We start from the raw sequence: 20,134 nt of genomic DNA on the forward strand, positions 1-20,134 counted from the left end.
CCGGCTCCGGCCGCTCCGGCGCCCGCGCCGGCCGCGCCCGCGCCGGTCACCCCGGCCGCCCCGGCTCCCGCCGGCGCGCAGGCCACCGACGAGGGTGCCTACGTCACCCCGCTGGTGCGCAAGCTCGCCGCCGAGAACGGTGTCGACCTGGGCTCGGTCAAGGGCACCGGCGTCGGCGGTCGTATCCGCAAGCAGGACGTCATCGCCGCCGCCGAGGCCGCGAAGGCCGCTGCCCCGGCTCCGGCCGCTGCCGCGCCGGCCGCCGCGAGGAAGGCCCCCGCGCTGGAGGCCTCCCCGCTGCGTGGCCAGACCGTCAAGATGCCCCGCATCCGCAAGGTCATCGGCGACAACATGGTCAAGGCGCTGCACGAGCAGGCCCAGCTGTCGTCGGTCGTCGAGGTCGACGTCACCCGCCTGATGAGGCTGCGCGCCAAGGCGAAGGACTCCTTCGCGGCCCGTGAGGGCGTCAAGCTCTCGCCGATGCCGTTCTTCGTCAAGGCCGCCGCGCAGGCGCTGAAGGCCCACCCGGTCATCAACGCCAAGATCAACGAGTCCGAGAACACGATCACCTACTTCGACTCCGAGAACGTCGGTATCGCGGTGGACTCGGAGAAGGGCCTGATGACCCCGGTCATCAAGGGCGCGGGCGACCTGAACATCGCCGGTATCGCCAAGGCCACGGCCGAGCTGGCCGGCAAGGTCCGCGGCAACAAGATCACTCCGGACGAGCTGTCCGGCGCGACCTTCACCATCTCCAACACCGGTTCGCGCGGTGCGCTCTTCGACACGATCATCGTGCCGCCGGGGCAGGTCGCGATCCTCGGTATCGGGGCGACGGTGAAGCGTCCGGCCGTCATCGAGACGGAGGAGGGTACGGTCATCGGCGTCCGCGACATGACGTACCTGACGCTGTCCTACGACCACCGCCTGGTGGACGGGGCCGACGCGGCGCGGTACCTGACCGCGGTGAAGGCGATCCTGGAGGCGGGCGAGTTCGAGGTCGAGCTCGGCCTGTAGTCAGTCAGCGCACAGGGTTGTACGGCGCCCCCGCCCGGTTCCTCGGGCGGGGGCGCGCGCGTTCGCGTCCATGGGGCTTCCTTCGCCAGAGGTGGGGGGCGGAACGCCCGGCGAGGCGCGGCGTAATGAGCGTGTAAGTCTCGTCTCACCTGCGCTGAAGCGTGCCCGCGCGCTCCACCCGGGGAGCGAACCGGCCTTATTGTCTAAACGTCAAACGCCCCCGGGGCCGATGGGCGGCCCCTCCCTAAGGAGCCCTCATGACCGCGCCCGTCGTCCACTCGCTGCGCGAGCAGATCCGCGAGCACATCGTGGAGGGGATCGTCAGCGGGCGCTGGAAGCCGGGCGAGCGGATCGTGGAGCGGCGGATCGCCACCGAGCTGGAGGTCAGTCAGACGCCGGTGCGCGAGGCGCTGCGCGAGCTGGAGTCGCTGCGGCTGATCGAGTCCGCGCCGAACAAGGGCGTACGGGTGCGGAACCTGACCGCGGCCGACCTGGAGGAGAGCTATCCGGTCCGGGCCGGTCTGGAGGCGATCGCCGCGGAGCTGGCGGCGCGGCGGCTGGCCCAGGACTGCTCGGCGCTGGAACCGCATGTGGCCGCGCTGTACGAGGCCGACCGGGCGTCGGACGGGACCGGCCAGGTGCGGCACACGGTGGGCTTCCACCGTGAGCTGGTCCGCGCGGCCGGCAACTCCGTGCTGCTGCACACCTGGGAGGGCCTCGGCATCGAGGTGTTCACGGCGCTGTCGATCCGCTGGCTGGGGACGGTGCAGCAGTCGTACGCGGAGGAGCACGAGGAGCTGGTGGCGGCCTTCAAGCGGCAGGACCCGCGGATCGCGGAGATCGTGAAGGCGCATGTGCTGGGCTGCGCGCCCCGGCCGTGAGCGCGGACATGAGCGCGGGGCGTGCCGGAAACCCTGTCCGCGGTCCCGCCCGGAGCCCTGGGCGACCTTGAGCGCGCATTCGCTCATACGTGGCCTCACCTGCGAAAACCTTTCGAAAATGCGGCACCGCGTGCCTCTGGCCGAGACACCCCGTGCCTACTTTCTCGTGATCAAGGGGTTTTCGCCCTCAACCCTTTGATCGATCATCGATCAGGGGGTTACAGTCGCCGACGGGCTTCGCGACGGGGTCGTACCACGACACCGTCCAGAGCCCCACGCCCTGTCCTGCCAAAGACAAAGGGCACCTCCGAACCCTTACCGATGAGGGAACCCCCTTCGACTGAGGAAGGCGGCGACATGACCGACCCCCACGCCATCCAGCCGAGCGCGCTCGACCAGCTCCCCGACCGGGACCCGGAGGAGACCGCCGAATGGCAGGCCTCACTGGACGCGGTCACCCAGGCGGCCGGGCCGCACCGTGCCGCATACCTGATGCGGCGCACCCTGGAGCGTGCAGAGGGCAACGGCATCGCGCTGCCCAAGCTGCTCGAGACCGACTACGTCAACACCATCCCCACCGCCGCCGAACCCGCAGCGCCGGGTGACGAGGCGATGGAGGCCCGGATCACCGCCTGGAACCGCTGGAACGCGGCGGCCATGGTGACCCGCGGTGCGAAACACGGCGTCGGCGGCCACATCGCCACCTTCGCCTCCGCGGCCTGGCTGTACGAGACCGGCTTCAACCACTTCTTCCAGGGCAAGGAGTCCCAGGACTCCCCCGGCTCGGGCGACCAGCTCTACATCCAGGGCCACGCCTCCCCCGGCATCTACGCCCGCGCCTTCCTCGACGGCCGGCTGACCGAGGCGCACCTGGACAACTTCCGTCAGGAGGCGGGCGGCAACGGCCTTCCGTCGTACCCGCACCCGCGGCGGCTGCCCTGGCTGTGGGAGTTCCCCACGGTGTCGATGGGCCTCGGCCCGCTCTCCGCGATCTATCAGGCGCGCTTCAACCGCTACCTGACCAACCGCGGCATCAAGGACGTCTCCAGCTCGCACGTCTGGGCGTTCCTCGGCGACGGTGAGATGGACGAGCCCGAGTCGACGGCGGCGCTCGCACTCGCCGCCCGCGAGGAGCTGGACAACCTCACCTTCGTCATCAACTGCAACCTCCAGCGCCTCGACGGCCCGGTCCGCGCGAACTTCAAGATCGTGCAGGAGCTGGAGGCCCAGTTCCGTGGCGCCGGCTGGAACGTCGTCAAGACGCTGTGGGGCACCGCCTGGGACGAGCTGTTCCGGCTCGACACCACGGGCGCGCTCGTACGCCGCCTGCGCCAGGTGCCCGACGCCCAGGTGCAGACGTACCAGACGCGCGACGCCGCCTACATCCGCCAGGACTTCTTCGGCGCCGACCCGGCGCTCGTCGAGATGGCGAAGCTGCTGAGCGACGACAAGATCCTGGAGTGCTTCCACCTCTCGCGCGGCGGCCACGAGGCGCGCAAGGTGTACGCGGCCTACAAGGCGGCCGTCGAGCACAAGGGCGCCCCGACGGTCGTCCTGGCCCAGACGGTCAAGGGCCACACCCTCGGTGAGGGCTTCGCGTCGAAGAACGCCAACCACCAGATGAAGAAGCTCTCGGTGGACGAGTTCAAGGCGATGCGCGACCTGCTGGAGCTGCCGATCCCGGACAGCCGGTTCGACGACGGGGTCGTGCCGTACGGCCACCCCGGCGCCGACTCCCCCGAGGTCCGCTACCTCCAGGAGCGCCGCGCGGCCCTCGGCGGTCCGGCCCCGGCCCGCCGTACGCACCCGCTGGCCCCGCTGCCCGCCCCCGCGGAGAAGGCGTTCACCTCCTTCGACAAGGGCTCCGGCACCCAGAACATCGCCACCACCATGGCGTTCGTCCGGCTGGTCAAGGACCTGGTCCGCGACAAGGAGACCGGCAGGCGGTGGGTGCCGATCGTCCCCGACGAGGCGCGCACCTTCGGCATGGAGTCGCTGTTCCCGTCGCTCGGGATCTACTCCCCCAAGGGCCAGACGTACGAGCCGGTCGACCGCGACCAGCTGATGTACTACAAGGAGGCCAAGAACGGCCAGATCCTCAACGAGGGGATCACCGAGGCCGGTTCGATGGCCGACTTCATCGCCGCGTCCACCGCGTACTCCACGCACGGCGAAGCGATGATCCCGTTCTACATCTTCTACTCGATGTTCGGCTGGCAGCGCACGGCCGACCAGATGTGGCAGCTCGGCGACCAGCTCGGCCGCGGCTTCCTCGTCGGCGCCACGGCCGGCCGGACCACCCTGACGGGCGAGGGCCTACAGCACGCCGACGGCCACTCGCCGGTGATCGCGGCGACGAACCCGGCCGCGCTGTCGTACGACCCGGCGTTCGCCTACGAGATCGCCGTCATCGTCAAGGACGGTCTGCGCCGGATGTACGGCGAGGCGGCGCCGGGTGAGGACCAGGACGTCTTCTACTACCTGACCGTCTACAACGAGCCGATGCCGCAGCCCGCCAAGCCGTCCGGCCTCGGCATCGACGAGGCCATCGTCAAGGGTCTGTACCGCTTCAACACGGCGGAGTCGGCCGGCCTCGCGCCGGTCTCCCCCAACCTCTCGGCTTCGCTCGAGCCCGGGGGGACCACCATCCCGCCGCGCATCCAGCTGCTGGGCTCCGGTACGGCGATCCACTGGACGCTGAAGGCGCAGAAGCTGCTCGCCGAGGAGTGGGGGGTGGCCGCCGACGTCTGGTCCGCGACCTCCTGGACCGAGCTGCGGCGCGACGCGCTGGAGGCCGACGCGGCGCTGCTGCGCGGCGAGGAGCGGGTGCCGTACGTCCGTCAGGCGCTCCAGGGTGCCGACGGGCCGGTGCTCGCGGTCTCCGACTACATGCGCCAGGTTCCGGACCAGATCGCGCAGTGGGTCGAGCAGGACTACTCCTCGCTCGGCGCGGACGGGTTCGGTCTGTCCGACACCCGTGACGCCGCGCGCCGCCACTTCGGTGTCGACGCGGAGTCGATCGTGGTCGCGGCCCTCGCCCAGCTGGCCCGCCGCGGCGAGGTCCGGGCGACGGCGGTGAAGGAAGCACGCGAGCGGTACGGGCTGTAGGCCCGGGGTCCGTACGACGAGGGGCGCGGCGGCATCGGCCACCGCGCCCCTTCGCGCTGCCCGGCCCCCGTGGGCCTCACCCGGCGCCCGGCCCCCGCCCTGTGCCCAACCACCACCCGCCTCCTCGGTGGGTGGGGCGGCGGGATACGGGTACGGCGGCCCGTCCGGCGTCCCTGTCGGTGCCACGCGGCATCATGCGGGTATGCGTGCTGCCCGGCTCATCAAGATGGTGCTGCTTCTTCAGGCCCGGCCCGCCATGACCGCCGCCGAGCTGGCGCGGGAGCTGGAGGTGTCGGAGCGGACGGTCACCAGGGACGCCCAGGCCCTGTCGGAGGCGGGCGTCCCGGTGTACGCCGAGCGCGGGCGGGCCGGCGGCTACCGCCTGGTGGACGGCTACCGCACCCGCCTCACCGGTCTGGCCCGCGGCGAGGCGGAGGCCCTGTTCCTGAGCGGCGTACCGGGCGCGCTCCGGGAGATGGGCCTGGAGGACGCGGCCTCGCTGGCCCGCCTGAAGGTGTCGGCGGCACTGATGCCGTCCTTCAGGGACGCCCCGACGGCGGCGGCACAGCGCTTCCATCTGGACGCGCCGGCCTGGTTCCAGGAGCCGGAGACACCCCCGCTGCTGCCCGTGATCGCGGACGCGGTGTGGGACGACCGTCGGCTCGCCGCCCGCTACCACCGGGGTGCGGCGGAGGCCGTGCGGGAGCTGGAGCCGTACGGTCTCGTGCTCAAGGCGGGCGTCTGGTACCTGTGCGCGAGAGTGGCCGAGGCGGAGGCCTTCCGGACGTACCGGATCGACCGGTTCACCTCCGCGGAACCGCTCGCGGAGCGTTTCGGCAGGGACCAGGAGTTCGATCTGCCCGGTTTCTGGGCGGGTCAGGCGGAGCGGTTCGCGCGGTCGATCCTGCGCGCGGAGGTCGTCGTACGGCTCTCGCCGGCGGGCCTGCGCCGACTGCCGTACGCCGTCGACCCGGTGGCCGCTCGGGACGCGCTCGCGGGGGCCGGGGAACCCGACGCGCGGGGATGGGTGACGGTCACCCTGGGCGTCGAGTCCGAGGAGGTGGCGCACAGCCAACTCGCCGCGCTGGGACCGGAGGCGGAGGTGGTCTCCCCACAGACGCTGCGGCGCCGTTTCGCCGAGGACGCGGCCCGGCTGGTGGCGCTGTACCGGCCCGGGTGATCGCCCGCACTCCAGGTGCGGGCGGCCCGTCCAGGCACGATGCTGGGACGCGTGATGGACGAGACGGAGTTCTGGGAGCTGGTCGACGACACCCGGGAGGCCGCCGAGGGCGACCCGGAGGAGCAGGCCGACCTGCTGGTGGAGCGGCTGGTCCAGCTGGACCCCGACATGGTGCTGGACTTCGCCCGTCACTTCGAGGCCCGCTTCAACCGGGCGTACACCTGGGATCTGTGGGGCGCCGCCTGGGTACTGCTGGACGGGGCGAGCGACGACGCCTTCGACTTCTTCCGGTGCTGGCTGATCGGTCAGGGCCGAGAGGTGTACGAGGGTGCCGTGCACGACCCGGACTCGCTCGCGGATCTGCTGGGCGAGTTCGACGAGGAGATCGACGGCGACGGCGAGGAGCTGGGCTACGCGGCCGACGAGGCCTATGAACAGCTCACCGGAACCGTCGCGCCGGACCTGGGCATCGCGCCCGCCCCGGCGGAGCCCGAGGGCACTCCGCTCGACTTCGAGAACGAGCGGGCGCTCGCGGAGCGGTATCCCCTGCTGTGGGAGCGCTTCAGGGAGTGAACCTGCTGGGTCCGGGTCCGGGTCCGGGTCCGGAGCCGGGTCCGGGGCCTCGGCCGGAGTCAGGCCGCGGTGCGGAGCCGTCCGACGGAGGGAACCTGCCGGGGCCGGGGTCTTGGCCGGGGTCAGGCCGCGGTGCGGCGGCGTGCGGCGTCCATCGGGATGTAGGCCTGCTGCTCGGCCCGCACGGCGTGGTGCAGTGGTGCCTTGTTGGCCTGCTCCAGGGCGGACGCGGTGGCCGTGGCAGGGCCGAGGACGACCGCGGCCACGGCGCAGACGATCGTCCAGGGGCTGCGGGCGGCCCGGTGCCAGCCGGCCGCCGTCTTCTCACTGGTGTGCGCGCTGGTGTGCGTGGTGCTGTGCGTGGTGCCGTTCATGATCCCCACCTCGGTCGGCTTGTGTTGTGCATGACCGTAGGCGGCGGGGATGGGAGAACCCTGAACGGCGCCTGAGGCGTTCCTGTGAACGTCCGGCCCTGGAGGCGGGCCGCCGTCCGGCGGATCTCCGGCAGCCGGGCGGTGAGGGCCGCGCCGGGGCAGCTGGTCATGTAGGCATCCTTGTGGCCCCCGAGGGCGGGCAGGGCGGCCGCGGTGCCCGCCGCGTGCCGGCTGCCGCTGTTGCTGGAGGTCAGACGGACGCTCGCGCGCGGGTCGACGTCCGCCAGGCCGAGCTTCCAGGCGGCGAGGGCCGCGATCGAGTCGACCATGGCCTGCGGGACGGGGACGCCGGAGGTGAACGTGCCGAGGGCGGCGATGCCGGTCGTGCGGTGGTTGAAGCCCTGGGTGTGCGCGCCGGTGACGGGCCGGTCGGGGCCGCCCGCGCGGCCCTCGTAGATGGTGCCGCAGCGGTCGACGAGGAAGTTGTAGCCGATGTCGTCCCAGTGGCGGCTGCCGGTCTGGCCCGCGTAGAGGTGGCGGATGATGCGGGGCGCGTCGGCGCAGTCGTAGCCGTTGGGCGAGTCGGTGTGGTGGACGAAGACGGCGACGACCTTGTCGTCGTAGCGCGGGGGCGGCTGGGCGCGCGCGGCGTCGGCCACCCAGACCGAGCGCGGCACGATGCGCGGCCGGGCGGCGGAGTGCGCCGGGGGCTGTGCGGCCCGCTGCACGGGGCGGGCGGCCAGGGACGCGGTGACGGCGTGCTCGACACCGCCCACGCACAGCGCCAGGGCCGCGACGGCGGCGAGCCCGGGCAGACAGGCCAGGGCCACCAGGAGCGGGCGCGGCCACCGCGCCGGGCGCACGGCTCAGGCGTGGTCCTTCGGGCGAGTCCGCGCGCGCGAAGGAGTACCTGTCGAATGGCACGCATGGACCCACTGTGGGCCGGTTCCGTTCCGTCCGCGATGTGTGCTGTGCCACCCGGTGGAACCATCATCCCGGTCCGGGACGTTTTCCGGGTCACACGCGCGCGCGACCGGTCGTGGGCGGGTCACGCGCGCGAGGCTGATCACCGGGCCTGTCCCCCGCGTACTAAGGGGTCCGAGAGAAAGGCGGCTCCGTGGACCTGCTCGACATCCTGCTGGTGCTGGTGATCCTGGTGTACGCCGGGTCGGGCTACCGGCGGGGACTGGTGGCCGGCTGTGTGTCGCTGGCCGGTTTCGTGGGCGGCGCGGTGGTGGGCGTGTGGATCCTGCCATGGGTGATGGACCTGGTGGCGCCGGGCACCACGGCGGCGACGGTCACGGCGGTGCTCACCGTGCTGGTGCCGGCGGCGGTGGGGCACGAGCTGGCGGGGCGGCTGGCGCTGCGGTTGCGCCGGGAGCTGGAGCGGGGGCCGCTCAGGATGGCCGACGGGGTCGGCGGGGCGGTGGCGAACTCGGTGGCGGTGCTGATCGTGGCCTGGGTGGCGGCGAGCGTGCTGGCCGTGTCGTCGACTCCGGTGGTGACGTCGGCGATCCGGGACTCGCGGCTGCTGGAGGCGGTGCAGGACACGATGCCGGACACCACCCCGGCCTGGTTCTCGCGGGCCACGTCGGCGCTCACCGAGGCGGGCTTCCCTCAGGTCTTCAACCCGTTCGAGAACGAGTCCACGGCGGAGGTGGCCAGGCCCACCGGAGACAGCGTCACCCCGGCGGCCACCAGCGCGGCCGAGCTGAGCACGGTGAAGATCGAGGGCGTCGCGGGCGACCAGGGCCGCGAGGGCAGCGGGTTCGTGTACGCCCGCGAGCGGGTGATGACCAACGCGCACGTGGTGGCGGGCATCGACGACCCGACCGTACGGATCGGGGGCGTGGGGCGGTCGTACGAGGCGCGGGTGGTGCTGTTCGACCCCGCCAAGGATGTGGCCGTGCTGTACGTGCCGGAGCTGCGGGCGCCGGTGCTGCGGTTCGACGACGACGCCTCGCGCGGGGACTCCGCGGTGGTCGCGGGGTATCCGGAGGACGGCGGTCTGAACCTCCAGGCGGCGACGGTGGCGAACCGGGTCGACGCGACCGGGCGGAACATCTACAACGACGGGACCGTCACCCGGGAGATCTACTCGATCCGTTCCACCGTCCGTCCCGGCAACTCCGGCGGCCCGCTGCTGACCACCGACGGCCGGGTCTTCGGTGTCGTCTTCGCCCGCTCCACCTCCGACGCCGAGACGGGGTACGTCCTGACGGCCGCCGAGGTCGCCGAGGACGCCCGGCGGGCGACTGCGGCGACGGCGGCGGTGGACACGGGCGAGCCGACCAGCTCGTAGCGGCGGGCTCAGCGGCTCGTAGCGGCGAGCTCAGAGGCTCGTAGCGGCGAGCTCAGAGGCTCGTAGCGGCGAGCTCAGAGGCTCGTAGCGGCGGGCTCAGAGGAGGGAGCGGCCCATGAACACGTCGTCCACGTACGAGCCGTCCAGGAGGAACTCCTCCGGCAGGACGCCCTCCACCACGAACCCCTCGGACGCGTAGAGGTTTTGGGCCACGGTGTTGTGGCCGAGGACGCGAAGGGTGACGCGGCGGGCGCCGAGCCGGCGGGCCTCCTCGACGGCCGCCCGGACCAGCGCGCGTCCGACGCCCCGGCCGCGGGCCTCGTCGCGGACGGCGAGGCCCTGGATCTGGCGTACGTGTGCGTTGACGGCGAGTTCGGTGGGGCGGCCGAGCCGGATGTAGCCGGCGACGCGGCCGTCCACCTCGGCGACCAGGTGCTCCTCGGGGTGGTGCCGTTCGTCGAAGAAGGCGCTGTACGGCGGCTGCGGTCGGGGCATGACCGCGTGCAGGGGGGACCAGGTCAGGCGGTCGATGAGGGCGAGCGTCTCGTCGTCCTCGGGCCGGGCGGGGCGTATGCGGGCGTCGGTGAGGTTCGGCAGGTGGGTCATGCGCGGCACCTTACGACGCGGGTACCCGGTCAGGACGGCGATTTTCCGAGGTCACACGGCAGGATGGACGCATGGAACGTACGCGAATCGCGGTGGCCGGCGCGTCCGGTCTCATCGGCAGCGCCCTGGTCCGGTCCCTGACCGCCGACGGGCACGAGGTGGTCCGCCTGGTGCGCCACGCGCCCCGGAGCGAGGCGGAGGTGCGCTGGGATCCCGAGCGGGGGCGGGTGGACGCGGCCGGGCTCGCCGGGTGCTCCGCCGTGGTCAACCTGGCGGGTGCGGGGGTCGGCGACCACCGTTGGACGGACGCGTACAAGCGGCGGATCCATGACAGCCGGGTGCACGGGACGGCCGCCCTCGCGAAGGCGGTGGCCTCGCTCGACGAGCGGCCTCGGGTGTTCGTGAACGGCAGCGCGATGGGCTATTACGGCGAGACGGGCGAGCGGGTCGTCGACGAGAGCGCGCCCGCAGGCCGGGGCTTCCTGCCGGAGCTGTGCGTGGAGTGGGAGGCGGCGGCGGAACCGGCGCGGGCGGCCGGGGTGCGCACGGCGTTCACCCGGACCGGGCTGGTCGTGGCGCGCGGCGGCGGCGCCTGGGGGCGGCTGTTCCCGCTGTTCCTGGCGGGGCTCGGGGGACGGATGGGGGACGGGCGGCAGTACTGGTCGTACATCGCGCTGCACGACGAGGTGGCGGCGATCCGGCATCTCCTGGACCGTGACGACCTGTCGGGGCCGTTCAATCTGACCGCGCCCGAGCCGCTGACGAACCGTGAGATCACCGCGGCCATGGGGCGGGTGCTGCGCCGGCCGACGGTGTTCGCGGTACCGGCGCCGGTGCTGCGGAGGGTGCTGGGTGAGATGGCCAGGGATGTGCTGGGCAGCGCGCGGGTGGTGCCGAAGCGGCTGCTGGAGTCGGGGTTCACCTTCGCGTTCCCCGGGATCGAGGACGCCCTCCGAGCCGCCTGACGTCCTTTCGGGACCGTATGCGACCGCCGTGCGACCGTGCCCTGTCCGTGCGCGACTGTTCCCGACCGATCGCGGCCCTACCCTCGATCCGAACTCGGGTATCCCGGAAGCCAGTTGGGGGCATGACGTCTCCACCGGCCGCGCAACCTCGAGGAGGGGCACGTGCTTGAGCTCGCGTACCAGGCGGACGTCGTCATCGTGGGAGCCGGGATCGCCGGACTGTCCGCGGCGCATCGGCTGACCAGCGCAGGAGTGACGACCACGGTCCTGGAGGCCGCCCCTTGCGTGGGCGGCCGCATGGCGACCGAGAAGATCGACGGCTTCCGGCTCGACCGGATCGGGCAGCTGCTGTCCACGGCGTATCCCGAACTGGCCCTGACCCCCGGGCTGGACGCGCTCACCCTGCGTCCGTTCGCGCCCGGGGTCCTGCTGCACAGCGATGGACGCCACCAACGCGCGGGCGCGCAAGCGGGCGCGCACGCGGGCGGAGGGCGCGCGAGGGGCGCCCTCCATGCCGTACGCGCCCTCGCCGGTGCTCCCCGGAGCGGGGCGCTGCCCCGGCCGCCGCGCACCGGCTCGACCACCGCACCACCACGGGTACGGGCCGGGGCACCGCTCGGCTCGGCCGTGGACCAGGCCCGGCTCGGCGCCGCGCTCACCCGGCTCGTGGCCACGCCCGCCGAACGGCTGCTGCGCCGGCCGGAGGCGCCGGCCGCCGAGGCGCTCGCGGCGCGCGGCCTGCCCGCCCGCACCATCGACGGCTTTCTGCGGCCGCTGCTGGCCGCGCTGCTCTGCGACCCGGATCTGACCACGTCCAGCCGGTGCGCCGACCTGGCGCTGCGCGCCTTCGCGGCCGGGCGGCTGGGTGTCCCCGAGGGTGGGGCGGACGTCCTGCCGGAACTCCTCGCGCGGACGCTGCCGCCGGGGACCGTGCACACGGGGGTGCGGGCCACCGCGGTCTCCACGACCTCGGTGACCACCGCCGAGCACGGTGAGTTCCGCTGCCGGGCGGTGCTGGTGGCGACCGACGCGCGCACCGCGGCGGAGCTGCTGCCCGGGCTGCGGGTGCCCGACTTCCACCCGGTGACGGTGCTCCACCACACCACCGACGAGCCGCCGGCGACCGGGGCCTCGCTGCTGCTGGACGCCGACCGGGGCGGGCCGGTCGCCCATACGACGGTCATCAGCCAGGTCGACCCCAGCCGGGCGCCGGCCGGGCGGGCGCTGATCTCCTCCACGGTGCTCGGGCCTCCCCCCGACGGCGTCGACACCGCCGTCCGCATGCACCTGGCACGGCTGTACGGCACCTCGACCGGGCGGTGGGAGACGCTGGCCGTGCACCACACCGCCGAGGCGGTGCCGGCGATGCGGGCGCCGCACGACCTGCGTCGGCCGGTACGTCTCCTCGCCGGGCTGTACGTCTGCGGCGACCACCGGGACACCAGCACGGTCCAGGGCGCCCTGCACTCGGCCCACCGGGCGTCGGCGGCGATCGTCTCCGACCTGGGCGGGACGGGGTCGCCGCACGCGGCCGAGGTGGTCCGGACGGCACCGCGAGCGGCGTGAAGCCCGCCGAGGGCTCCACCCCGGACCCCGGACGCCGAGCCTGTACCCGCCCATCCACCCACCACCCGACCCGGTGAGACGACAGGGCGACGGTCGCGGCACTCGCCCGTCCGGCGATCGAGGACGAGGCCGTTCGGGCCGAAGCGGGGGTCGGGGGCGGCGGCCCCCGGAGGAGACGGACGGGAAGGGACGGGAAGACGAGAAGCAGCGGGACGGGAAGCGGCGGCGGGGGCGAAGACACCCCCGCTCTCACCCCAGCGCCGCCACCCGGTCCCGGTACACCCGTGCCGGGGCCGCGTCGCGGTACGGCTCCAGGCGGCGTTCGAAGTCGCGGACGTACTCCAGCGCCCGCACCGACCGCATCTCCGCCGCCTGCCCGGCCGCCTCCGCGGCGATCTGGCAGGCCTGGTCGAGTTCGCCGAGGCCGAGGCGGGCGGTGGCGAGGACGACCCGGCAGAAGAGGCGGCTGCGCGCGTACGCGGCGGGCCGCAGCTGGAGGGAGCGTTCGGCGTGCTGCGCGGCGGCCCGGAACTGCTGGAGGTCGCGGTGACAGTGCCCGAACTCGTCGGCGAGCTGCCCCTCGTCGAAGAACCGTGCCCAGAACGGCACCTCGTCTCCCGCCTTGGCCGCCTCCAGCGCCCGTTCGGCCCGGACGAGGGAGGCGGTGCAGGCCCGCACCTCGCCGAGCACCCCGTGCCCGCGTGCCTCGACCGCGTGCAGCAGCGCCTGCACGACGGGCGGCGAACCGCTGCCGGCGCCCTGCTGCGCCACCCGCGCGAGCTGTACGGCCTCCCGCCCGTGCCCGAGGTACACGGCCTGGCGGCTCATCGTGATGAGGACGTAGGAGCCGTACGCCCGGTCCCCCGCGGCCTGGGAGAGGCGCAGGGCCTGGACGAAGTACCGCTGGGCGAGGCCGTGCGCGGCGATGTCGAAGGAGGTCCAGCCCGCGAGGCGGGTGAGGTCGGCGGCGGCGCCGAACAGCCGGCGGCCGGTCTGCTCGCCGTAGGTGCCGCGCAGCATCGGCTCGCACTCGTGCTCCAGGTAGCGCACGAGGGCCTGGCGGGCGTGGCCGCCGCCGTACATGTTGTCGAGTGTGCGGAAGAGTTCGCCGACCGAGCGGAGTGCGGAGATGTCGCCGCCGGTGACCCGCTGGCCGGGGCCGCGCTCGGCCGTGCCGCGCTGCCGGGGCACACCCGGCAGGCCGCCGGTCACGCCACCGGGCAGGGCGCCGGTCACGCCACCGGGCAGGCCGGCCAGGGGCCCGGTCCTGGGCTGGGCGGCGGGCCTCGGCTGGGCGGGCCGGGGGGACGGCGGCCGGCCCTGGGCCGGCACCCGGGCCGCGGGATCGCCGTGGGCCACCTTCTCGTCGGCCCGGCCGATCAGCCAGTCCCGGCTGGGCACGACGAGCCCGGCCGCGGTGAACGCGATCTTGCGCAGCTCGGCGTGGCTGCCGGAGTCCTTGCGCCACAGCCCGCTGACGATCTCGACGGCCTCCTCGGGGGTGCCGGCGAACTCCAGCCCCGCGTACACGGGGGCGCAGGCGTCCAGGCCGAGGTCCTGGGCGGTCAGCCGGCGGCCGAGGCGGCGGGTGAAGACCTCGGCGATGAGGGCGGGCGTGGTGCCGCGGGGCTGCTGGCCGCGCAGCCACCTGGTGACGGACGTCTTGTCGTATCTGAGGTCCAGGCCGTGCTCGAGACCGAGCTGATCGACGCGTCGGGCCAGACCCGCGTGGGAGAAGCCCGCTTCTGCGATGAGCGCGGCGAGCTGACGGTTGGGAGTGCGCTGCGCGGGTCGTTCCGTCATCTGCGGTGCGGTCTCCTGCCTTCCGGGCCTCTGACGTGCCCGGATGAAGTGCCCTGATTGCTGTGAGTCGCCCTGGTGGCCTCGTGGACGGCGCGAATGTAGCGGAGCGTAAGCAGGCCCTCGCACCTCTCGACGTTCATTCATCCGATCGTGTGAGGATTGCCCGCGGGGCTGACGCGCGACGGGCGGACGTACAGTGGCGTGGGGCGCGGTAGGGCCTGACAGACAGACCCGGCAGCCGACACAGCGCGGCACAGTCCGCGCCGCACCGCCGTATCGCCTAGGGAGGCGCTTGCCGTGAGTGAGTTGCGGTTCGTTCGCATGGGCTTCGGAGCGGACGCCGTCGAGTACCAGGAGGCGTGGGACGAACAGCGCCTGGTGCACGCGGCGCGGTTCGCGGACGAGGTTCCCGACACGGTGCTGCTGCTGGAGCACCCGCCGGTGTACACGGCGGGCCGGCGCACGGTCGAGAGCGAGCGCCCACTGGACGGCACCCCGGTGATCGACGTGGACCGGGGCGGCAAGATCACCTGGCACGGCCCCGGCCAGCTGGTGGGCTACCCCATCCAGAAGCTCCCGCGCCCGGTGGACGTCGTGGCGCACGTGCGGCGGCTGGAGGAGGCCCTGATCCGGGTCTGCGCCGAGTTCGGTGTGGAGACCTCGCGGGTCGAGGGCCGCAGCGGGGTGTGGGTGCTGGGCGATCCGGTCGAGCAGCGCCCGTCGCTCGGCGGACTCTCGCTGGACTTCGACCCCCGGCTGCACGACGAGGAGTTCGACCCGCGGCTCAACGGCCCCGAGTACGCGCCCTCCAACGCCGGCCAGCGCCGCGAGGACCGCAAGATCGCCGCGATCGGCATCCGGGTCGCCAAGGGCGTCACGATGCACGGCTTCGCGCTGAACGTGAACCCGGACAACGCCTGGTTCGACCGCATCATCCCGTGCGGGATCCGCGACGCGGGCGTCACGTCTTTGGCCAACGAGCTGGGCCGGGACGTCACGATCGACGAGGTGCTGCCGGTCGCGGAACGGCACCTGAGGGACGTACTGGAGAACGCGGAGCTGAGGCCGCGCGAGATCGAGAAGGCGACCGTCTAGGACGGCGGTGCCCGGCCGCCGGGGGAATGGTCCCCCGCGTCTCCGGGTTGGCCTCACCGATAGGGCTCAACAAACACGGGCGTACCCTGGTGTACGCCGAAGAATCGAAGCTACAGGGAGCCGGTCGTGTCCGCAGTCGCACCCGACGGACGCAAGATGCTGCGCCTGGAGGTCCGTAACAGCCAGACCCCCATCGAGCGCAAGCCCGAGTGGATCAAGACCCGGGCGAAAATGGGTCCCGAGTACACGAAGATGCAGAACCTCGTGAAGAGCGAGGGCCTGCACACGGTCTGCCAGGAAGCCGGCTGCCCGAACATCTACGAGTGCTGGGAGGACCGCGAGGCGACCTTCCTCATCGGCGGTGACCAGTGCACGCGGCGCTGTGACTTCTGCCAGATCGACACCGGCAAGCCCGAGGCGCTGGACCGCGACGAGCCGCGCCGGGTGGGCGAGTCCGTGGTGACCATGGACCTGAACTACGCCACCATCACCGGCGTCGCCCGCGACGACCTGGCGGACGGCGGCGCCTGGCTGTACGCGGAGACGGTCCGCCAGATCCACGCGCAGACCGCGAACCGCGAGGCCGGCCGCACCAAGGTCGAACTGCTCGCCCCCGACTTCAACGCCGAGCCGGACCAGCTCGCCGAGGTCTTCTCCTCGCGCCCCGAGGTCTTCGCGCACAACGTGGAGACGGTCCCGCGGATCTTCAAGCGCATCCGTCCGGGCTTCCGTTACGAGCGCTCCCTGAAGGTCATCACGGAGGCCCGCGACTTCGGCCTGGTCACCAAGTCCAACCTGATCCTCGGCATGGGCGAGACCCGCGAGGAGGTCAGCGAGGCGCTCAGGCAGCTGCACGAGGCGGGCTGCGAGCTGGTCACCATCACGCAGTACCTGCGCCCGTCGGTGCGCCACCACCCGGTGGAGCGCTGGGTGAAGCCGCACGAGTTCGTGGAGCTGAAGGAGGAGGCCGAGCAGATCGGCTTCTCGGGCGTCATGTCCGGTCCGCTGGTACGGTCCTCCTACCGCGCCGGACGCCTGTACCAGATGGCCGTCGAGAAGCGCGGTTCGTTCGTGGCCGTCCAGGCCGTCTGACGCTCCGTCAAGATCCGCCCCCGCGCTGCCGGCCGTACACCGGGGAGCGAGCGTGTGAATTCACGCACAAGGGATTACCTGCCAGTAGCGGCCGATATGACGCGGTCCTGGGCGTCCTCGCAGATGAGGGCGCACGCCAGGGCCGCGTCAGCATTCCGGCCCCTCGCATCAAGGCTTCATTGGTGTTTGACCGGTCGGTCATGCCCTGGTAACACCAATCAGTGACGCTGGTGTCACACCACGTAGATCCGTGCCAAGCCGCTCCCGAGGGGAACCCCCGCCATGCAGGCCGCGCCCGTTCGCGCCACCGCGATCCCGACCGTCACCGACGCCCTGCGCGCCGTCGAGTCCCTGCTCATGAGCAGCGGCCAGCGCACCGCCCGGCGCAATGCCTGGACCTCCGTCCTGGAGGACCGCCGTCGCGCCAAGGACCGTTTCGAGGCGGAGCGTGTCCTCGGGGAGGCCACCTCCGTCCGTCTCTGACCGCTCCGGCCCTCCCCTCCGGGGCATCTCCGGGTCGCCCCGGGGCCGTCTCCGGGGCACTGCCGTCGTCGGCACTCCCCGGGCCACGTAGACTGCGTGGCATGGCGAGGAAGGACACGGCGGCGGACGCCGCTAACACCGGGCGACTGAAGCAGATCGCCCTGACCTACAAGATGACCCGCAGGGCCGACAAGAAGATCGGTCTTGTACTCGCGGCTGTCGGAATCGTCACCTTCGGTGTCTTCCTCGCGATCGGTTTCCTGATCGGTCACCCCATCTACCTGGGCATCCTGGGATTCCTGCTCGCTTTCCTCGCGACGGCGATCGTGTTCGGGCGCCGGGCGGAGCGGGCGGCCTTCGGGCAGATGGAGGGCCAGCCGGGCGCTGCCGCGGCGGTGCTCGACAACATCGGCCGGGGCTGGACGACGACCCCGGCGGTGGCGATCAACCGCAGCCAGGACGTGGTGCACCGCGCGGTCGGCAAGGCCGGCATCGTGCTGATCGCCGAGGGCAACCCGAACCGGGTGAAGAGCCTGCTGGCGGCCGAGAAGCGGAAGATGAACCGGATCGTCGCGGACGTCCCGGTGCACGACCTGCTCGTCGGCACGGGCGAGGGCCAGGTCGAGCTGAAGAAGCTGCGGACCACCATGCTGAAGCTGCCGCGGGTGCTGACCGGCCCCCAGGTGACCGCGACCAACGACCGGCTGCGGGCCATGGGCGACCTGATGAGCAACATGCCGCTGCCGAAGGGCCCCATGCCCAAGGGCATGCGCCTGCCGAAGGGCGGGCAGCGGCCCCGCTGATCCCTGTCACACACGAAGGGGGCGCCCGGATTCTTCCGGGCGCCCCCTTCGTCGTACGGTCACGTTCGTCGTACGGTCTCGCGCCGCGTCGTACGGTCACGTTCGTCGCACCGTCTCGCGGTCCGTCGTACGGTCTCGCGCCGCGTCGTGACGTCAGGCGCCGCGCGCTGCCCGGACGGGATTCACATGCGGACCTCGACCGTGCGGGCCACGCGGTCGTGGAGGCCGCGGCCGTCGCGGTCCCAGATCAGGGCGGGGACGGCGAGGCAGAGCAGGACCGTGCGGGCCGCCGCGCGCAGGGGGTTAACGGTGCCGGTGTCGAGGGCCACCACACGCAGGCCGAAGAGGCGCTTGCCGGGGGAGAAACCGAGGGTGCCGACCGTGAGGAGGCTCATCACGAGGAAGATCAGCAGGGCCCAGTTGCTGGTCGCCGGGCCGTAGCCGTGCGTGATCAAGCTGTATGCGATCAAGACGCACAGCCCCCAGTCCACGGCCAGCGCGCCCAGCCGGCGGCCGGGGCGGGCGATCGAACCCGGCCCCTCCTCCGGCAGGCCCAGCTGCTCGCCCCGGTATCCGAAGTCGGCACCGGCGTCCTCCATGGCCGCGCGGGGCCCGGACAGCCACGATCCGATTGCTTGCCTGTTGTCCACCCGTCCACGGTACTGCGCACCCTTTTGCGCGCGGGACGGCGGGGTGCGTCGGCGTTACGGTGGAACCCGGGCCGGTTAACTTCGGCGAAACAAATGGGTCACGCCCGAGAAACCACCCGTCCCTAGGGTCGACGACAGCGTGTGCCACCGCACTGGCCGCACGAACGAACTACCACCCCGGCTCGACGGTCGGGAGTAGGAGGAGCTGGATGTTCCAGAACGCCGACGAGGCCAAGAAGTTCATCGCGGACAAGGACGTCAAGTTCGTCGACGTCCGCTTCTGCGACCTGCCGGGCGTCATGCAGCACTTCACGCTGCCCGTCGAGGCGTTCGACCCGGACGAGGAGCTGGCGTTCGACGGCTCGTCGATCCGCGGCTTCCAGGCCATCCACGAGTCCGACATGGCGCTGCGCGCCGACCTGTCGACGGCACGCATGGACCCGTTCCGCCGCGACAAGACGCTGAACATCAACTTCTTCATCCACGACCCGATCACGGGCGAGCAGTACTCCCGTGACCCGCGGAACGTGGCGAAGAAGGCCGAGGCGTACCTGGCGTCGACCGGTATCGCCGACACGGCCTACTTCGGTCCCGAGGCCGAGTTCTACGTCTTCGACTCCGTCCGCTTCAAGACGTCGGAGAACGAGTCCTTCTACCACATCGACTCCGAGGCCGGCGCCTGGAACACCGGTGCGCTGGAGGACAACCGCGGTTACAAGGTCCGCTACAAGGGCGGCTACTTCCCGACCCCGCCGGTCGACCACTTCGCCGACCTGCGTGCGGAGATCTCCCTTGAGCTGGCCGCGTCCGGCCTCCAGGTCGAGCGCCAGCACCACGAGGTGGGCACCGCCGGCCAGGCCGAGATCAACTACAAGTTCAACACGCTGCTCGCCGCGGCCGACGACCTTCAGCTGTTCAAGTACATCGTGAAGAACGTCGCCTGGCGCAACGGCAAGACCGCGACCTTCATGCCGAAGCCGATCTTCGGTGACAACGGTTCCGGCATGCACGTCCACCAGTCGCTGTGGACCGGCGGTTCCCCGCTGTTCTACGACGAGGCCGGCTACGCGGGTCTGTCGGACATGGCCCGCTACTACATCGGCGGCATCCTCAAGCACGCCCCGTCGCTGCTGGCCTTCACCAACCCGACGGTGAACTCGTACCACCGCCTGGTCCCCGGCTTCGAGGCCCCGGTCAACCTGGTCTACTCGCAGCGCAACCGCTCGGCCGCGATGCGTATCCCGATCACGGGCTCGAACCCGAAGGCCAAGCGCGTCGAGTTCCGCGCGCCCGACTCCTCCGGCAACCCGTACCTGGCGTTCTCGGCCCTCCTCATGGCGGGTCTCGACGGCATCAAGAACAAGATCGAGCCGGCCGAGCCGATCGACAAGGACCTCTACGAGCTGGCTCCCGAGGAGCACGCGGGCGTCGCGCAGGTCCCGACCTCGCTGCCGGCGGTCCTGGACCGCCTCGAGGCCGACCACGAGTTCCTGCTCGCCGGTGACGTCTTCACGTCCGACCTGATCGAGACGTGGATCGACTACAAGCGCACCAACGAGATCGCGCCGCTCCAGCTGCGTCCGCACCCGCACGAGTTCGAGCTGTACTTCGACGTGTGATCGGCCCGCGCAGGCCG

General features: G+C 72.2%; 18 protein-coding genes. 13 read left to right on the forward strand and 5 right to left on the reverse strand.

Annotated elements, in window-relative coordinates; genetic code table 11:
- From sucB to BM536_RS23305, 5 genes are all read left to right on the forward strand, one after another.
- A partial coding sequence (gene sucB, locus BM536_RS23285; RefSeq protein ID WP_094103417.1) for a 2-oxoglutarate dehydrogenase, E2 component, dihydrolipoamide succinyltransferase occupies positions 1 to 1,017 on the forward strand: 1,017 nt, incomplete at its 5' end.
- Between the two features lie 257 nt (positions 1,018 to 1,274).
- A complete protein-coding gene (locus tag BM536_RS23290; protein WP_073496447.1) occupies positions 1,275 to 1,898 on the forward strand; it encodes a GntR family transcriptional regulator in 624 nt (207 codons plus the stop codon).
- Positions 1,899 to 2,255: 357 nt separating this feature from the next.
- A complete protein-coding gene (aceE, locus tag BM536_RS23295) occupies positions 2,256 to 5,006 on the forward strand; it encodes a pyruvate dehydrogenase (acetyl-transferring), homodimeric type (protein WP_073496445.1) in 2,751 nt (916 codons plus the stop codon).
- Between the two features lie 202 nt (positions 5,007 to 5,208).
- Entirely contained in the window at positions 5,209 to 6,186 is a 978-nt protein-coding gene (locus BM536_RS23300) for a helix-turn-helix transcriptional regulator (protein WP_073496443.1), read from the forward strand.
- A gap of 54 nt (positions 6,187 to 6,240) precedes the next feature.
- Positions 6,241 to 6,759 (forward strand): DUF4240 domain-containing protein, encoded by a 519-nt coding sequence (locus BM536_RS23305; protein WP_073496451.1) that lies wholly within the window; start codon positions 6,241 to 6,243, stop codon positions 6,757 to 6,759.
- 122 nt (positions 6,760 to 6,881) lie between these two features.
- Here the strand turns inward: BM536_RS23305 and BM536_RS23310 are convergent, their stop codons facing one another.
- Together BM536_RS23310 and BM536_RS23315 are read right to left on the reverse strand one after the other, a co-directional pair.
- Positions 6,882 to 7,133: a hypothetical protein gene (locus tag BM536_RS23310; protein WP_073496441.1), complete on the reverse strand. Its 252-nt coding sequence runs from the start codon at positions 7,131 to 7,133 to the stop codon at positions 6,882 to 6,884.
- On the reverse strand, positions 7,130 to 7,963 hold the full coding sequence (locus tag BM536_RS23315; protein WP_073496438.1) for a peptidoglycan recognition protein family protein: 834 nt from the start codon (positions 7,961 to 7,963) through the stop codon (positions 7,130 to 7,132). Before BM536_RS23315 ends, BM536_RS23310 begins: the two co-directional genes overlap by 4 nt.
- A 287-nt stretch (positions 7,964 to 8,250) precedes the next feature.
- Here BM536_RS23315 and BM536_RS23320 point away from each other — a divergent pair, with 287 nt between their 5' ends.
- Positions 8,251 to 9,435: a MarP family serine protease gene (locus tag BM536_RS23320; protein WP_073496437.1), complete on the forward strand. Its 1,185-nt coding sequence runs from the start codon at positions 8,251 to 8,253 to the stop codon at positions 9,433 to 9,435.
- Between the two features lie 96 nt (positions 9,436 to 9,531).
- Here BM536_RS23320 and BM536_RS23325 read toward each other — a convergent pair whose 3' ends face one another.
- Entirely contained in the window at positions 9,532 to 10,041 is a 510-nt protein-coding gene (locus BM536_RS23325) for a GNAT family N-acetyltransferase (protein WP_073496435.1), read from the reverse strand.
- A 71-nt stretch (positions 10,042 to 10,112) separates the two neighbouring features.
- Between BM536_RS23325 and BM536_RS23330 the strand changes: the two genes are divergently transcribed.
- Both BM536_RS23330 and BM536_RS23335 read left to right on the forward strand, forming a co-directional pair.
- Complete coding sequence (locus BM536_RS23330; RefSeq protein WP_211362929.1) at positions 10,113 to 11,006, forward strand: TIGR01777 family oxidoreductase; 894 nt, start codon at positions 10,113 to 10,115, stop codon at positions 11,004 to 11,006.
- A gap of 162 nt (positions 11,007 to 11,168) precedes the next feature.
- A complete protein-coding gene (locus BM536_RS23335; protein ID WP_094103418.1) occupies positions 11,169 to 12,572 on the forward strand; it encodes an NAD(P)/FAD-dependent oxidoreductase in 1,404 nt (467 codons plus the stop codon).
- Between the two features lie 249 nt (positions 12,573 to 12,821).
- On the opposite strand, the gene BM536_RS23340 is transcribed toward BM536_RS23335, so the two are convergent.
- Positions 12,822 to 14,375, reverse strand: coding sequence for an NsdA family TPR-like regulatory protein (locus tag BM536_RS23340; RefSeq protein ID WP_094103419.1), 1,554 nt, complete (start codon positions 14,373 to 14,375; stop codon positions 12,822 to 12,824).
- Between the two features lie 297 nt (positions 14,376 to 14,672).
- Here BM536_RS23340 and lipB point away from each other — a divergent pair, with 297 nt between their 5' ends.
- The 4 genes from lipB to BM536_RS23360 all read left to right on the forward strand — a co-directional run bounded on the left by lipB (position 14,673) and on the right by BM536_RS23360 (position 17,848).
- On the forward strand, positions 14,673 to 15,470 hold the full coding sequence (gene lipB / locus BM536_RS23345) for a lipoyl(octanoyl) transferase LipB (RefSeq protein ID WP_073496433.1): 798 nt from the start codon (positions 14,673 to 14,675) through the stop codon (positions 15,468 to 15,470).
- 126 nt (positions 15,471 to 15,596) lie between these two features.
- Complete coding sequence (lipA, locus tag BM536_RS23350; RefSeq protein ID WP_073496432.1) at positions 15,597 to 16,562, forward strand: lipoyl synthase; 966 nt, start codon at positions 15,597 to 15,599, stop codon at positions 16,560 to 16,562.
- 282 nt (positions 16,563 to 16,844) lie between these two features.
- Positions 16,845 to 17,045 (forward strand): SCO2195 family GlnR-regulated protein, encoded by a 201-nt coding sequence (locus BM536_RS23355; RefSeq protein WP_073496429.1) that lies wholly within the window; start codon positions 16,845 to 16,847, stop codon positions 17,043 to 17,045.
- Between the two features lie 101 nt (positions 17,046 to 17,146).
- On the forward strand, positions 17,147 to 17,848 hold the full coding sequence (locus BM536_RS23360; RefSeq protein ID WP_073496427.1) for a DUF4191 domain-containing protein: 702 nt from the start codon (positions 17,147 to 17,149) through the stop codon (positions 17,846 to 17,848).
- Positions 17,849 to 18,030: 182 nt separating this feature from the next.
- Here the strand turns inward: BM536_RS23360 and BM536_RS23365 are convergent, their stop codons facing one another.
- Entirely contained in the window at positions 18,031 to 18,498 is a 468-nt protein-coding gene (locus BM536_RS23365) for an RDD family protein (RefSeq protein ID WP_073496425.1), read from the reverse strand.
- Between the two features lie 209 nt (positions 18,499 to 18,707).
- Between BM536_RS23365 and glnA the strand changes: the two genes are divergently transcribed.
- Complete coding sequence (glnA, locus tag BM536_RS23370) at positions 18,708 to 20,117, forward strand: type I glutamate--ammonia ligase (RefSeq protein ID WP_073496423.1); 1,410 nt, start codon at positions 18,708 to 18,710, stop codon at positions 20,115 to 20,117.
- Positions 20,118 to 20,134 lie beyond the last annotated feature (17 nt).

Origin of the sequence: Streptomyces phaeoluteigriseus (assembly GCF_001896135.2) — a bacterium.
GTDB lineage: Bacteria > Actinomycetota > Actinomycetes > Streptomycetales > Streptomycetaceae > Streptomyces > Streptomyces phaeoluteigriseus.

Coding starts and splice junctions, on each gene's coding strand:
- BM536_RS23290 (WP_073496447.1), top strand. CDS start 1,275: ATGACCGCGCCCGTCGTCCACTCGCTGCGCGAGCAGATCCGCGAGCAC.
- aceE (WP_073496445.1), top strand. CDS start 2,256: ATGACCGACCCCCACGCCATCCAGCCGAGCGCGCTCGACCAGCTCCCC.
- BM536_RS23300 (WP_073496443.1), top strand. CDS start 5,209: ATGCGTGCTGCCCGGCTCATCAAGATGGTGCTGCTTCTTCAGGCCCGG.
- BM536_RS23305 (WP_073496451.1), top strand. CDS start 6,241: ATGGACGAGACGGAGTTCTGGGAGCTGGTCGACGACACCCGGGAGGCC.
- BM536_RS23310 (WP_073496441.1), bottom strand. CDS start 7,133: ATGAACGGCACCACGCACAGCACCACGCACACCAGCGCGCACACCAGT.
- BM536_RS23325 (WP_073496435.1), bottom strand. CDS start 10,041: ATGACCCACCTGCCGAACCTCACCGACGCCCGCATACGCCCCGCCCGG.
- BM536_RS23330 (WP_211362929.1), top strand. CDS start 10,113: ATGGAACGTACGCGAATCGCGGTGGCCGGCGCGTCCGGTCTCATCGGC.
- BM536_RS23340 (WP_094103419.1), bottom strand. CDS start 14,375: ATGACGGAACGACCCGCGCAGCGCACTCCCAACCGTCAGCTCGCCGCG.
- BM536_RS23355 (WP_073496429.1), top strand. CDS start 16,845: ATGCAGGCCGCGCCCGTTCGCGCCACCGCGATCCCGACCGTCACCGAC.
- BM536_RS23360 (WP_073496427.1), top strand. CDS start 17,147: ATGGCGAGGAAGGACACGGCGGCGGACGCCGCTAACACCGGGCGACTG.
- glnA (WP_073496423.1), top strand. CDS start 18,708: ATGTTCCAGAACGCCGACGAGGCCAAGAAGTTCATCGCGGACAAGGAC.